At 67.7% G+C, this 14507-nt stretch carries 8 protein-coding genes; all 8 read left to right on the top strand.

Annotation, left to right across the window (positions count from 1 at the left end; translation table 11 throughout):
- Positions 1 to 150: 150 nt before the first annotated feature.
- Positions 151 to 4440: a discoidin domain-containing protein gene (locus ACWDO5_RS18085; RefSeq protein WP_450531315.1), complete on the top strand. Its 4290-nt coding sequence runs from the start codon at positions 151 to 153 to the stop codon at positions 4438 to 4440.
- 66 nt (positions 4441 to 4506) lie between these two features.
- Positions 4507 to 5514, top strand: coding sequence for a LacI family DNA-binding transcriptional regulator (locus ACWDO5_RS18080; RefSeq protein WP_450531314.1), 1008 nt, complete (start codon positions 4507 to 4509; stop codon positions 5512 to 5514).
- 192 nt (positions 5515 to 5706) lie between these two features.
- Positions 5707 to 7128, top strand: coding sequence for an extracellular solute-binding protein (locus ACWDO5_RS18075; RefSeq protein WP_450531313.1), 1422 nt, complete (start codon positions 5707 to 5709; stop codon positions 7126 to 7128).
- Positions 7129 to 7131: 3 nt separating this feature from the next.
- Entirely contained in the window at positions 7132 to 8091 is a 960-nt protein-coding gene (locus tag ACWDO5_RS18070) for a carbohydrate ABC transporter permease (RefSeq protein WP_450531312.1), read from the top strand.
- Between the two features lie 16 nt (positions 8092 to 8107).
- Positions 8108 to 8986, top strand: a complete 879-nt coding sequence (locus tag ACWDO5_RS18065; protein ID WP_450531311.1) for a carbohydrate ABC transporter permease — start codon at positions 8108 to 8110, stop codon at positions 8984 to 8986.
- Between the two features lie 157 nt (positions 8987 to 9143).
- Entirely contained in the window at positions 9144 to 10748 is a 1605-nt protein-coding gene (locus ACWDO5_RS18060; protein WP_450531310.1) for a glycoside hydrolase family 13 protein, read from the top strand.
- 56 nt (positions 10749 to 10804) lie between these two features.
- Positions 10805 to 13189 (top strand): discoidin domain-containing protein, encoded by a 2385-nt coding sequence (locus ACWDO5_RS18055; RefSeq protein ID WP_450531309.1) that lies wholly within the window; start codon positions 10805 to 10807, stop codon positions 13187 to 13189.
- A gap of 147 nt (positions 13190 to 13336) precedes the next feature.
- Positions 13337 to 14416, top strand: a complete 1080-nt coding sequence (locus ACWDO5_RS18050) for a CobW family GTP-binding protein (protein ID WP_450531308.1) — start codon at positions 13337 to 13339, stop codon at positions 14414 to 14416.
- Positions 14417 to 14507 lie beyond the last annotated feature (91 nt).

Genomic DNA, 14507 nt, shown 5'->3' with positions numbered 1-14507 from the left:
TGGCAGTAGACGACTTGGCATAACTCTGCAACTCTCTGACCGCCACGTGCAAAAGACTCAGTCCGACAGTGCACAAACGCCAGTCGCACAGGTACGCCGACAGAGCCGCGCTTCGTTGCGTCAGCGCACGGGGCCGAAGATCGGGGACATATGAGACCGCAACGCTGGAGTTGGCGGGTGCTCTCCGCCGTGATCACCGCCAGTCTTCTGATGATCGCCTGGCCGTCACTCACCGCATCGGCGGCAGACGGCCCCAACATCGCCGCGGGCCGTCCCGCGGCGGCGAGCAGCGCCCACAGCGAGTACGTCGCCCGCAACATCACCGACACAAACCAGGCGACGTACTGGCAGAGCGCCGGTACGAGCTTCCCCCAATGGGTGCAGGCCGACCTCGGCAGCACCAGCCGGATCGACGAAGTGGTCCTCAAGCTCCCCGCCGGGTGGGAGAGCAGGCAGCAGACCCTCTCCGTCCAGGGCAGCGCCGACGGCACCAGCTTCACGACCCTGAAGACCTCGGCCGCGTACACCTTCAGCCCTGGCCAGGCCAATACGGTGGCCATCGCCTTCCCGGCCGCCCAGACTCGGTTCGTGCGCGTGCACATCACGGCCAACACCGGCTGGCAGGCAGCCCAGTTGTCCGAACTCGAAGTCCACGCGGCCGGTGAGTCCTCCGTCAATCTCGCCCGCGGCAAGACTCTGACGGCCAGCAGCCACACCGAGGTCTACACGGCCGCGGGCGCCAACGACGGCAACCGGGCCAGCTACTGGGAGAGCCGTAACGGCGATCTCCCGCAGTGGATTCAGGCCGACCTGGGCTCCTCCGTCCGCATCGACCGGGTCGTCCTGCGCCTGCCCGACGGCTGGGCAGGCAGAACGCAGACCCTGCAGATCCAGGGCAGCCCGGGCGGCACAGACTTCACCGATCTGACCGCGTCCGAGGCGTACGAGTTCAACGCGGCCGGCGGCCAGTCGGTGACGATCTCCTTCGACGCCGCCACCACGCGGTACGTGCGGGTCCTGGTCACCGCCAACACCGGCCGGGCAGCCGCCCAGGTCTCCGAATTCGAGATCTATGGCCCGGCGACCGGCGACACCCAGCCCCCTACGGCTCCCACGGCGCTCGCCTTCACCGAGCCGGCCACCGGCCAGATCAAGCTGACCTGGGACGCGTCCACCGACAACACCGCCGTCACGGGCTACGACATCTACGCCAACAACGAACTGCGCACCAGCGTCGCCGGGAACGTCACGACGTACACGGACATGCAGCCCACGAGCGCCACGGTGGCGTACTTCGTACGCGCGAAGGACGCGGCCGGGAACCAGTCGGCCAACAGCAACACCGTGACCCGCAAGGGAGACACCGGCGACACCCAGGCGCCCACCACACCCGCCTCTCTCGCCTTCACCGAGCCCGCCGCCGGCCAGATCAAGCTGACCTGGGGCGCGTCCTCGGACAACACCGGCATCGCCGGGTACGACATCTACGCCAACAACACGCTGCGCAAGAGCGTGGCGGGCAATCTCACGACGTATACGGACACGCAGCCCGCGAGCGCGACGGTCTCGTACTTCGTACGCGCCAAGGACGCCGCCGGGAACGAGTCCGGCAACAGCAACACAGTGACCCGCAACGGATCCACGGGCTCGGCATCCAACCTCGCGGTCGGCAAGCCGATCAGCGCCTCCTCCGTGATCCACACCTTTGTCGCGGAGAACGCCAACGACAACAGTCTGACGACCTACTGGGAGGGCGCCGCGGGCAGTTACCCGGGCACCCTCACCGTGAAGCTGGGCGCCAACGCCGACCTGAGCAGCGTGGTCGTCAAGCTCAATCCGGACAGCAGCTGGGGCGCCCGTACGCAGAACATCCAGGTGCTCGGCCGCGAGCAGAGCGCGCAAGGCTTCACCAGCCTGGCCGCGGCGAAGGACTACACCTTCAATCCGGCGAGCGGCAACGCGGTCACCGTCCCGGTCGAGGCGCGAGTCGCCGACGTACAGCTGAAGTTCACCTCCAACACCGGTGCGACCGCGGGCCAGGTGGCGGAGTTCCAGGTCCTGGGCGTTCCGGCGCCCAACCCCGATCTGGAGGTCACCGGTCTGACGGCGTCGCCCGCAGCGCCCGTCGAGTCGGACCCGATCACCCTGGCAGCCACCGTACGCAACAGCGGACCCGACGCCTCCGCCGCGAGCGCGGTCGCGCTCCGGCTCGGCGGCACCAAGGTCGCCACGGCGCAGGTCGGCGCTCTGGCCGCCGGGGCACAGGCGACCGTCAGCGCGACGATCGGGGCGCGTGACGCGGGCACGTACCAGCTCAGCGCCGTCGCCGACGAGGCGAACGCCGTCATCGAGCAGAACGAGACCAACAACACCTACACCAGCGCCACTTCACTAGTGGTGAAGCCGGTCGCCAGCTCGGACCTGGTCGCCGCCGCGGTCAGCACCTCGCCGTCGGCCCCGGCCAACGGCGACAGCGTCACCTTCTCCGTGGCCGTCAAGAACCAGGGCACACAGCCGTCCGCGGGCGGCAGCCACGGTCTGACCCTCTCCCTGATCGACTCCAAGGGAGCGACGATCAAGACCCTGACCGGTGCGCACAGCGGAATCATCGCCGCGGGCGCCACCACCACGCCGGTGCACCTCGGCAGCTGGACGGCCGCGAATGGTTCGTACACCGTCAGGGTCGTCATCGCGGACGACGCCAATGAACTGCCGGTCAAGCGCGAGAACAACACCAGCACCCAGGCGCTCTTCGTCGGCCGTGGTGCCAATATGCCGTACGACATGTACGAGGCGGAGGACGGCGCGGCGGGCGGCGGCGCAGAGGTCGTCGGACCGAACCGGACCGTCGGCGACGTCGCGGGCGAGGCGTCGGGCCGCAAGGCCGTCACCCTCAACAACACCGGTAACTATGTGGAGTTCACGGCCAGGGCCAGCACCAACACCCTGGTGACGCGGTTCTCCATCCCGGATTCGCCGGGCGGCGGAGGCATCGACTCGACGCTCAACGTCTACGTCAACGGCGCTTTCCGCAAGGCGATCGACCTTACCTCCAAGTACGCCTGGCTGTACGGGGCGGAGGCCAGTCCCGGGAACTCTCCGGGATCCGGCGCCCCGCGCCATATCTACGACGAGGCGCACATCATGCTGGGCGATTCCGTCCCGGCGGGGAGCAAGATCAAGCTGCAGAAGGACGCGGCCAACAGCTCCAGGTACGCGATCGACTTCGTGAGCCTGGAGCAGGTCGCGCCCATCGCCAACCCCGATCCGGCGACGTACACCGTGCCGGCCGGGTTCTCTCACCAGGACGTCCAGAACGCCCTGGACAAGGTGCGGATGGACACGACCGGCGCGTTGGTCGGCGTCTATCTGCCGGCCGGTGACTACCAGACGTCCAGCAAGTTCCAGGTGTACGGCAAGGCCGTGAAGGTGGTCGGCGCCGGGCCCTGGTACACCCGGTTCAACGCGCCGTCGACACAGGACAACACCGATGTCGGCTTCCGCGCGGAGGCGTCCGCGAAGGGTTCGTCGTTCGCGAACTTCGCGTACTTCGGGAACTACACCTCGCGCATCGACGGTCCGGGCAAGGTGTTCGATTTCTCGAATGTCTCGGACATCGTGATCGACAACATCTGGAACGAGCACATGGTGTGCCTCTACTGGGGCGCGAACACCGACAAGATCACCATCAAGAACTCCCGTATCCGCAATATGTTCGCCGACGGCATCAACATGACCAACGGGTCGACGGACAACCTCGTGACCAACAACGAGGCGCGGGCCACCGGGGACGACAGCTTCGCGCTCTTCTCGGCGATCGACGCCGGGGGCGCGGACATGAAGAACAACGTCTACGAGAATCTGACGTCGATCCTCACCTGGCGTGCGGCAGGCATCGCCGTCTACGGCGGCTACAACAACACCTTCCGCAACATCCATATCGCGGACACGCTCGTCTACTCCGGGATCACCATCAGCTCGCTGGACTTCGGCTATCCGATGAACGGTTTCGGGACCGAGCCGACGACGGTCGAGAACGTGTCGATCGTCCGGGCCGGCGGGCACTTCTGGGGATCCCAGACCTTCCCCGGGATCTGGCTCTTCTCGGCCTCGAAGGTGTTCCAGGGGATCCGGGTGAACAACGTCGACATCGTGGATCCGACGTACAGCGGAATCATGTTCCAGACCAACTACGTGGGAGGACAGCCGCAGTACCCGATCAAGGACACGATCCTCAGCGACATCTCGATCTCCGGCGCTCGCAAGAGCGGGGACGCGTACGACGCCAAGTCCGGCTTCGGGCTCTGGGCGAACGAGATGCCGGAGGCGGGCCAGGGGCCCGCGGTCGGTGAGGTCACCTTCAACGGTCTGAGGTTCAGCAACAACGTGCAGGACGTGAAGAACACGACCTCCACCTTCAAGATCAATATCAACCCCTAGGCGACTTGCCGCCATAAGCGCGGACTAGCGCAAGCCGCTTGCAAGGCTTGCGCTAGTCTTGCGTGTATGACGCGACGACTTGCTCAGGTGGCGAAGAAGGTAGGGGTCAGCGAGGCCACGGTCAGCCGGGTGCTCAACGGTAAGCCGGGAGTCTCCGAGGCCACCCGGCAGTCCGTGCTGACAGCCCTGGACGTGCTCGGCTACGAGCGCCCGACCCAGCTGCGCGGCGAGCGGGCGCGACTGGTCGGTCTGGTCCTTCCGGAGTTGCAGAATCCGATTTTCCCGGCGTTCGCCGAGGTGATCGGCGGGGCGCTGGCGCAGCAGGGGCTGACCCCCGTGCTTTGCACCCAGACCAAGGGCGGCGTCTCGGAGGCGGACTACGTCGAGCTGCTGCTGCAGCAGCAGGTGTCCGGGGTCGTATTCGCGGGAGGGCTCTTCGCGCAGGCGGACGCCCCGCACGACCACTACAGGCAGCTTGCCGAACGCAAGATTCCGGTGGTGCTGATCAACGCCTCCATCGAGAATCTCGACTTCCCCTGCATCGCCTGCGACGACGCCGTGGCGGTGGAGCAGGCCTGGCGGCATCTGGTCTCGCTCGGCCATGAACGCATCGGCCTGGTCCTCGGCCCGCCCGACCATGTGCCGTCCCGCCGCAAGCTCGCGGCGGCCCACGCGGCCGCGAAGTCGGCCGGCCGTGAGCTGCCCGACGAACGCATCGAGCGCTCCATGTTCTCGCTGGAAGGCGGGCAGGCGGCGGCCACTCGACTGCTCGACCGGGGTGTCACCGGGTTCATTTGCGCCAGCGATCCGCTCGCTCTTGGAGCGGTACGAGCGGCACGCCGGCGCGGTCTGTCCGTCCCCGGCGACGTGTCGGTCGTCGGCTACGACGACTCCGCCTTCATGAACTGCACCGAGCCGCCGCTGACCACCGTTCGCCAGCCCATCGAGGCGATGGGGCGGGCCGCGGTGGAGCTGCTCTGCGCGCAGATCCAGGGTGGCGAGGTCCCGCCCGGCGAGCTGCTCTTCGAGCCGGAGTTGGTGGTGCGCGGCTCCACGGCCCAGGCTCCGCGCTAGCGCCGCGCCCGCCCCGCGTCGGCCCTGGCCCCGCCCGGCGCCGGTTGTCGCCCCCGGCGTGCAGCGACTGTCAAACATTTACGAAATCGGCGCGAGATATTGCGTCCTCCTGTCGCCGGTGGTTGAGTGTGCCGCGCCCCCGCTGCGTGTCAGCCGCGGGTCGTCCACGCTCTTGCCCGAAGGGGACCACCGATGACAAGTGCTTGGTTCCGTCGTACTCGCCGTACCGGTCGTTGCACCGCGACCGCCCTCGTCTCCGCGCTCGCCCTCACCGCCCTGGCCGCCTGTGGCACGAGCAGCAGCGGCAACAACGACGAGGGCTCCGGCGGCGGCTCTTCCGACCCGTCAGCGCCGCTGGACCCGAAGACCAAGCTGACGCTCACGATCGACTGCATGCCGCCGGCCGCCAAGGCCGCGGAGCTCAGGGAGTGGAACGAGGACGTCAAGGAGTTCAACAAGACCTACCCGAACATCAAGATCGCGGGACGTTCGACGCCCGGCCAGTGTCTTGAGCCGCCGCGCTTCACCGCGATGCTGAAGGCCAAGTCCCAGCCCGACGTGTTCTATACGTACTTCACCGATCTTCAGCAGGTGCTGGACAATGCGGGCGCCGAGGACATCTCCGCGTACGTGAACGCCAAGACCGTCCCGGCGATGGCGGACATCGACCCCGACGTCATGAACTCCCTCAAGCACGACGGCAAGCTCTACGGCCTCCCCACCAGCAACTACTCCATGGGCCTCCTGATCAACCGCAAGCTTTTCGAACAGGCCGGACTCGACCCCGACAACCCGCCGAGGACCTGGGAAGAGGTCCGCGCGGCCGCCAAGAAGATCGCCGGACTCGGCAGTGGAATCGCGGGCTACGGCGAGTACAGCGCAGGGAACACCGGCGGTTGGCACTTCACCGCCACCATGTACGGCCTCGGCGGGGACATCGTTGACGCGAGCGGCAAGAAGGCCGCCTTCAACAATGACCTGGGCACGCAGGTCGCCGAGAACCTCCACGCCATGCGCTGGCAGGACGACAGCATGGGCAAGACCCAGCTGCTCAAGTGGGGTGACCTGCAGAAGCAGATCGCCAGCGACAAGCTCGGGATGTTCCTCGCCGCGCCCGACGACATCGCGTACATGGTCCAGCAACTCGGCGCCAAGTACGAGAACTTCGGCATGGGACCGATCCCCGGCGAGAAGAACACCCTCTTCGGCGGCAACGGCTACATGATCAAGAAGGGGATATCCCCGGACAAGATCAAGGCCGCTGTTGCCTGGCTGAACTTCAAGAACCTCACCGTGGGCAAGGGCCAGTTCGACTGGGCCCGTACCAAGGCCGACGGTCTCCCCGTCGGCGTCCCGCAGCCGAACTTCTGGCTGAACGCCAGCAAGACCAAGGACGACGCGGCGCGCGCGGCCAGCGCCACCATGCCGGTCGAGAACTTCAAGGCCTACATGGACAACCCCGTCAAGGGCAAGGCCGAGCCGCCCAAGGCCCAGGAGATCTACAAGGTCCTGGACAACGTGATGTCGGCAGTCCTGACCAACAAGAACGCGGACGTGGCGGGGCTGCTCTCCACCGCGGAGACGCAGGTCAACCAGATCCTGGCGAACCAGTAGCAGATGTCGGCCCCCACGCTCTCCCCACGCAAGGCCGCACCGCCCCCAGGGCACGGCGCCAGGCTCCGTACGAACGCATCGAGGGAGGCGTTCGTACGGGCCCTGCGCCGCAATCTGTCGGCGCACGGCTTTCTGATCGGCGCCGTGCTCTGCTTCTCGTTCTTCTCCTGGTATCCGATGGTCAGGGAGTTCATCCTGGCCTTCCAGAAGACCGAGGGCGGACAGACCACCTGGGCCGGCTGGTCCAACCTCACCACCGTCTTCAACGATCCGGCCTTCTGGCAGGCCTGGCGCAACACGCTGCTGTTCACCGGCCTCGCGCTGCTCCTCGGCTTCGCCGTCCCGTTCGTCGTGGCGCTGGTCCTCAATGAATTCCGGCACGCCCAGGGCTACTTGCGACTGCTGGTGTATCTGCCCGTGATGCTCCCGCCGGTCGCATCCGTACTGCTCTTCAAGTATCTGTACGACCCCGGATACGGACTGTTCAACCGGATCCTGGAACTGCTGCACCTCCCGCAGCAGCAGTGGCTCCAGGACCCCGACACCGCCATGCTCTCCGTCGTCATTGCCGCCACCTGGATGAACATGGGCGGCGCGACGCTGATCTACCTCGCCGCGCTACAGGGCATACCGGGGGAGCTCTACGAGGCGGCGGAACTCGACGGCGCGGGAGTGCTGCGCAAGATCTGGTACGTCACCATCCCACAGACCCGGCTGATCCTCTCGCTGATGCTGCTGATGCAGATCATCGCCACGATGCAGGTCTTCACCGAGCCGTTCCTGCTCGCGGGCGGCGCAGGCCCGGAGGGCTCCACGACGACCGTCGTCTACCTCATCTACCAGTACGCCTTCAACTTCAACAACTACGGGAGCGCGGCCGCGCTCGGCCTGGTCCTGCTCGTACTGCTCGCGGTGTTCTCCGCGGCGTACGTACGGCTCAGCCGCGGCAGCGAGGACGAGTAGGACGGAGGAGACGGACATGAGCAGTACACGCACACTCATCTCACCGGCCCAACTCGCCAGACCGCGTGGGAAGTTCCTCTACTGGGTCGTCTTCGCCCTGGTGGTCGGCCTCTTCACGCTGGTCTTCCTCGGCCCGCTCTACTGGATGGTCTCCGGCGGGCTCAAGACCACTCAGGAGATCGTCCAGTCACCGCCGACGTTCGTGCCCGAAACGGTCCACCCGGAGAACTACTCCCGGGCCTGGGACGTGATGGACCTGTCCCGGCTGCTGTTCAACACGCTCTACTACGCATTCGGGGCGCTCGCTTTCCAACTGGTCCTCGACGTCGCCGCGGCCTACTCGCTCTCCAAGCTGCGGCCGGTGTTCGGCAAGGCCATCCTCGCGATGATGCTGGTCACGCTGATGATTCCGGCCACCGTCCTGGTCGTGCCGCAGTACCTGACCGTGCTCGACGTCCCGATCGTGGAGCGCAATCTGCTCAACTCACCCTGGGCGATCTGGCTTCCGTCCGTCACCAACGCCTTCAACATCTTCCTGCTGAAGCGGTTCTTCGACTCGATCCCGCGCGAACTCCTCGATGCCGCCTCCATCGACGGGGCCTCCCGTGTGCGGACCCTGTGGTCCGTGGTGCTGCCGATCTCCCGGCCGATCCTGGGCGTCGTCTCCATCTTCGCGGTCGTCGGCGTCTGGAAGGACTTCCTCTGGCCGATGCTCACCCTGCCCGATCCGGCCAAGCAGACACTCAATGTCGGTATCTACTCCCTCGCGAACGGCGTGCCCGAGAACGTGCTGATCGCCGCGCTCGCCATCGCGTCCGTACCGACGCTGCTGATCTTCCTGATCTTCCAGCGCAACATCATGAGCGGTCTCACCGCGGGCGGCCTCAAGGGCTGACGCCTCAGGGGCCGGCTCCCAAGGGGCCAGTTTCCTCGAGCGCCGCCCGACGGCCCGACGCACCGCTCATGCCTCACGCCTCCGCCGCCGGCCTCTCTCCGGCGCCCCGCTGTCCGGGCCGGCGGCGGAGTCCCACCCTGCCCGAAAGGACCGTCACGTGGCAGCCCCTCATTCGGATCAAGCGGACGACTGGTGGCGCAGCGCCGCCATCTACCAGGTGTACGTACGGAGCTTCGCCGACGGCGACGGTGACGGCACCGGCGATCTCGCCGGGGTGCGAGCCCGGCTGCCCCACCTTGCCGAACTGGGCATCGACGCGATCTGGTTCAACCCGTGGTACCTCTCGCCGATGGCGGACGGCGGCTATGACGTGGCCGACTACCGCACCGTCGACCCGGCCTTCGGCACCCTCGTCGAGGCCGAGAAGCTCATCGGCGAGGCCCGCGAACTGGGCATCCGCACCATCGTCGACATCGTCCCGAACCACGTCTCCCACCAGCATGTGTGGTTCAGGGCGGCCCTCGCCGCGGGAACCGGCAGCCCCGAGCGCGAGCTGTTCCACTTCCGTCCCGGGCGTGGTGACGGGGGCGAACTGCCGCCCAACAACTGGCCGTCGCAGTTCGCGGGGGAGACCTGGACCCGGGTCTCCGACGGGGAGTGGTACCTGCACCTGTTCACGCCGGAGCAGCCCGACCTCAACTGGAACCACCCGGTCGTACGCAGGGAGCACGAGGACGTGCTGCGCTTCTGGTTCGAGCGCGGCGCGGCGGGTGTACGGATCGACTCGGCGGCGCTGTGCGCCAAGGACCCAGCGCTGCCGGACGCCGACCAGGACGACACGACCCCCTACGTCGACCGCGACGAGCTGCACGAGATCTACCGCGACTGGCGGGCCGTCGCCGACGAGTACGGCGGGGTGCTCATCGGCGAGCTGTGGGTGCCCGACCCGGACCGGTTCTCCCGCTACCTGCGCCCCGACGAGCTGCACACCGCTTTCAACTTCGACTTCCTGGCCCGCCCTTGGGACGCCGCGGAGCTGCACGCATCCATTGACACCACGCTCGCGTACCACGCCCCCGTTGGCGCCCCCGCGACCTGGGTGCTCTGCAACCATGACGTGACACGGACGGTCACCCGCTACGGGCGGGACGAAGACACCGGCTTCGACTTCGCGAAGAAGCGCTTCGGCACCCCCACCGACCTGGCCGTCGGCACCCGGCGCGCCAGGGCCGCGGCCCTGCTCTCGCTTGCCCTGCCCGGCAGCATCTATCTGTTCCAGGGCGAAGAACTCGGGCTGCCCGAGGCGGACATTCCGCTCGACCGCATCCAGGACCCGATGCACTTCCGCTCCCAGGGCGTGGACCCCGGACGCGACGGCTGCCGGGTGCCACTTCCGTGGGCCGCGGACGCGCCGTACTACGGGTTCGGCTCGGACACGGAGCCTTGGCTGCCGCAGCCCGGCGGCTGGGCCTCGTACGCCGCCGACCGGCAGGCCACGGATCCCACCTCGATGCTGACCCTCTACCGGCAGGCGCTGCGCATCCGCCGCGCCGAGCCCGGGTTCGGCGACGGACCGCTGGGATGGCTGCCGTCCGCCCAAGGGGTCCTGGCCTTCACCCGTACCGACGGCCTGATCTGCGTGGTCAATCTCGCCGGGGAACCTGCCGAACTCCCCGGCCACACAAGCGTCCTGCTGACGAGCGGCCCCCTGGACGACGAGGGCCGGCTCCCCCAGGACACGGCGGCCTGGCTGCGGAGCTGACGCCGCGGCCGGCGCCGCCGGTCATCGATCCCCCCACCTCAGGAGGTCTGAGTGTCATGAGCGCAACAAGAGCCGCACCTGGCGCACCTGCCGCACCACGTGGCCGACTAATCGCCCTGCTGGCCGCACTGGCCTGCGCCGTCTCGCTGGGTACGGCCGCCGCCGTGACCGATTCAGCCCCGGCCGCCGCGGCCGGGCAGGCATTGTCCCCGCTGGCCGTCGAGGGGCGCGGTGCCACGGTCCCCTTCACCGAACTGGAGGCGGAGACCGCTGTCACCAGCGGCTCGGTCATCGGCCCCGACCGTACGTACACCACACTGCCCTCCGAGGCCTCGGGCCGACGGGCGGTACGCCTCGACGCGGCAGGGGAGTACGTCGAGTTCACGCTGACCCAGCCGGCCAACGCGATGACCGTGCGCTACGCCGTCCCGGACAACGCGGCCGGCACGGGCATCAGCGCCCCGGTCGAGCTCAGGCTCGACGGCGCCAAGCTGAAGGACCTCGACTTCACCTCGAAGTACAGCTGGTTCTACGGCAGTTACCCCTTCACCAACGCACCGGGCGACAAGCCGCACCACTTCTACGACGAGACCAGAACGCTCTTCGGCCGCACCCTGCCCGCCGGATCGAAGGTAAGGATCACCCTGGCGTCCACCGGTGCTACGCCCTGGGCGGCGGTGGACCTCGCCGACTTCGAGCAGGTCGCCGCCCCGGTCGGCCGCCCCGCCGGCTCGCTCTCCGTGACGGACTACGGGGCGGACCCGAGCGGGGCCGCGGACTCGACCGCAGCCTTCCAGCGGGCCGTCGACGCCGGCCAGGCACAGGCCAAGGAGGTGTACATCCCGCAGGGCACCTTCAAGCTCACCGACCATGTCGTGGTCGACCGGGTGACCCTGCGCGGCGCCGGCCCCTGGTACAGCGTGCTGACGGGCAGGCACCCCACCGACCGTAAGCGGGCCGCGGGGATCTACGGCAAGTACGTGTCCGGCGGCGGCTACAGCGGTGAGATCCGCCCGCACGAGGCCGGGGGGCCGAGCCGCAATGTCACGGTGAAGGACTTCGCGATCATTGGCGAGATTGCCGAGCGCGTCGACGAGGACCAGGTCAACGCCATCGGCGGAGCCATGAGCGACTCGGTCGTCGACAACGTCTGGATGCAGCACACCAAGGTCGGGGCCTGGATGGACGGCCCGATGGACAACTTCCACATCAAGAACAGCCGGATCCTCGACCAGACCGCCGACGGGGTCAACTTCCACTGGGGAGTGACCAATTCCTCGGTGGAGAACACCTTCCTGCGCAATCTGGGCGACGACGGCCTCGCGATGTGGGCCGACACAAAGCCCAATGTCGGCAATACGTTCACCAAGAACACCGTGGTGCTGCCGATCCTCGCGAACAACATCGCGATCTACGGCGGCAAGGACATCTCGGTCACCGACAATGTGGTGGCCGAATCGCTGACCAACGGCGGCGGGCTGCACGTCGGCAATCGCTACCCGGGCGTCACGCCCGGCCAGGGCACCGATGTCTCGGGCACCTTCACGCTCGCCCGCAACACCACGATCCGCGCCGGGAACACCGACTACGGCTGGCCCTTCCCGATCGGCGCGATCTGGTTCGACTCCCGCAACAGTTCCATCGACAAGGCGACGATAAATGTCACCGACACCGACATCCTCGACAGTTCCTACGCGGCGATCCACTTCGTCTCAGGAACCACCAAGGGTGTCCACTTCAACCGGGTGAACATCGACGGGACCGGCACCTTCGCCCTCCAGTTCAACGATCCCGCCGTCGCCTCGTTCACCAATGTCACGGCTAAGCACATCGGATTCACCGAGCCCGTCCACAGCTGCCTCGGCAGCCAGCTGAACCTCACCCAGGGAGGGGGCAACTCCGGCTGGAACGAGAAGCTCCCGGCCACCTACTGCGGGCCCTGGCCGGCACCCGACTACGGCGGCGGCACGGACCCGAGCCCGTCGCCGGATCCCAGCACCACACCGCCGCCCGACCCGGCCCGGAACCTCGCCAAGGGCCGCCCGGCCACCGCGACTGGCTCCGTCGACGTCTACACGCCCGGCAAGGCGGTCGACGGCGACGCCAACTCGTACTGGGAGAGCACCAACAACGCCTTCCCGCAGTCGCTGACGGTCGACCTCGGCGCGGCCACCGGGGTCACCCGGCTGGTGCTGAAACTGCCCCCACCCACGGCCTGGCAGGCGCGGACCCAGACACTGTCGGTGCTGGGCAGCACGGACGGTTCGGCGTACTCCACCCTGGTGGCGTCGAAGGGCTACCGCTTCGACCCGGCGAGTGGCAACGCCGTCTCGGTCATGCTCCCCGCAGGCACGACCACCCGTCATCTGCGGCTCACGGTAACCGCCAACACCGGTTGGCCGGCCGCGCAGTTCAGTGAAGTGGAGGCCTACCGCTCCTGATGCCTCCCTGATGCGTCCGTGATGCGTCACAGATGCCCGTACGCTCCCGCCCGCTCATGGCAACGGCCCTGGGCGGGCGGGGGCCGTCGGCCGGCCGCCATATCCTGGGGACCGCCGCAGCAGTTGAGAATCCCCAGAGGTGCCGCCTTGATCAAGCCGCAGATCCCTGTCGTCGTCCTCGCCGGATTTCTGGGATCGGGCAAGACCACCCTGCTCAACCATCTGCTCCGGCGTAACCGGGGCAACCGGATCGGCGTGATCGTCAATGACTTCGGCTCCATCGAGATCGACGCCATGACCGTCGCCGGGCAGGTCGGCTCCACCGTCTCCCTCGGGAACGGCTGTCTGTGCTGCGCCGTCGACGCGAGCGAGCTGGACGACTATCTGGAGAAGCTCACCCGGCCCGCCGCCCGGATCGATGTCATCGTCATCGAGGCGAGCGGCCTGGCCGAGCCGCAGGAGCTCGTACGGATGCTGCTTGCCAGCGACAACCCGCGCATCGTGTACGGGGGACTCGTCGAGGTCGTCGACGCGGCCGAGTTCGACGCCACCCGGGAGCGGCATCCCGAGATCGACAGGCACCTCGCGGTCGCCGATCTGGTCGTCCTGAACAAGGCGGACCGGGTGGAGCAGTCCGGTCTTGAGCGCGTGCTCGGGACGCTCGGCAAGATCGGCGGCGGTACGCCCGTGATCACCGCGGCGTACGGGCGGGTCGACCCGGAGGTGCTCTTCGACCCCGCCGTGCGTCCGGAGCAGGACGAGAAGGTGCGCCAGCTCTCCTTCGAGGACCTGCGCGAGGACGACCACGACCATGCGGACGGTCAGGATCACGCGGGCCATCTGCATGCCGCCTACGAGAGCGCCGACTTCACCGCGCAGGAGCCCATGATCCCGCGCCGGCTGATGGACTTCCTCGATTCCCGGCCCGAAGGGCTCTACCGGATCAAGGGTTTCGTCGACTTCGGCGCGGCCGACGCGGGCAACAGATACGCCGTGCATGCGGTCGGCCGCTTTCTGCGCTTCTACCCCGAGCCCTGGCCGCGCGGTGCGCAGCGCCTCACCCAGCTGGTGCTCATCGGCTCAGGCGTCGACGCGGGTGCGCTGCGCAAGGAGTTGGGGGCCTGCGTAGCGAACGGACCGCAGGGCGTCCCCGATGAGCACAGTATGTGGGGCGTTCTGCGGTTCGTACAGGAAGACTTCGCACAGGAAGAAGAGGCTGCGGGCTAGGAGCGTGTCTCAGTAACCGGCAACCCGCCTGCGTTCGTGATCATTGGTGCGGGATGATCTCGGTATGCGTGGTGGCGTCGGGGAGTGGAGG

It is taken from the genome of Streptomyces sp. NPDC000880, assembly GCF_053599675.1.
The sequence above is the reverse complement of the archived record's forward strand: the minus strand, read 5'-3'. Positions and strand labels throughout refer to the sequence as shown.

What these genes read in the sequence shown, in the direction of transcription:
- ACWDO5_RS18085 (WP_450531315.1), top strand. Translation starts at nt 151, where the DNA reads ATGAGACCGCAACGCTGGAGTTGGCGGGTGCTCTCCGCCGTGATCACC.
- ACWDO5_RS18080 (WP_450531314.1), top strand. Translation starts at nt 4,507, where the DNA reads ATGACGCGACGACTTGCTCAGGTGGCGAAGAAGGTAGGGGTCAGCGAG.
- ACWDO5_RS18075 (WP_450531313.1), top strand. Translation starts at nt 5,707, where the DNA reads ATGACAAGTGCTTGGTTCCGTCGTACTCGCCGTACCGGTCGTTGCACC.
- ACWDO5_RS18070 (WP_450531312.1), top strand. Translation starts at nt 7,132, where the DNA reads ATGTCGGCCCCCACGCTCTCCCCACGCAAGGCCGCACCGCCCCCAGGG.
- ACWDO5_RS18065 (WP_450531311.1), top strand. Translation starts at nt 8,108, where the DNA reads ATGAGCAGTACACGCACACTCATCTCACCGGCCCAACTCGCCAGACCG.
- ACWDO5_RS18055 (WP_450531309.1), top strand. Translation starts at nt 10,805, where the DNA reads ATGAGCGCAACAAGAGCCGCACCTGGCGCACCTGCCGCACCACGTGGC.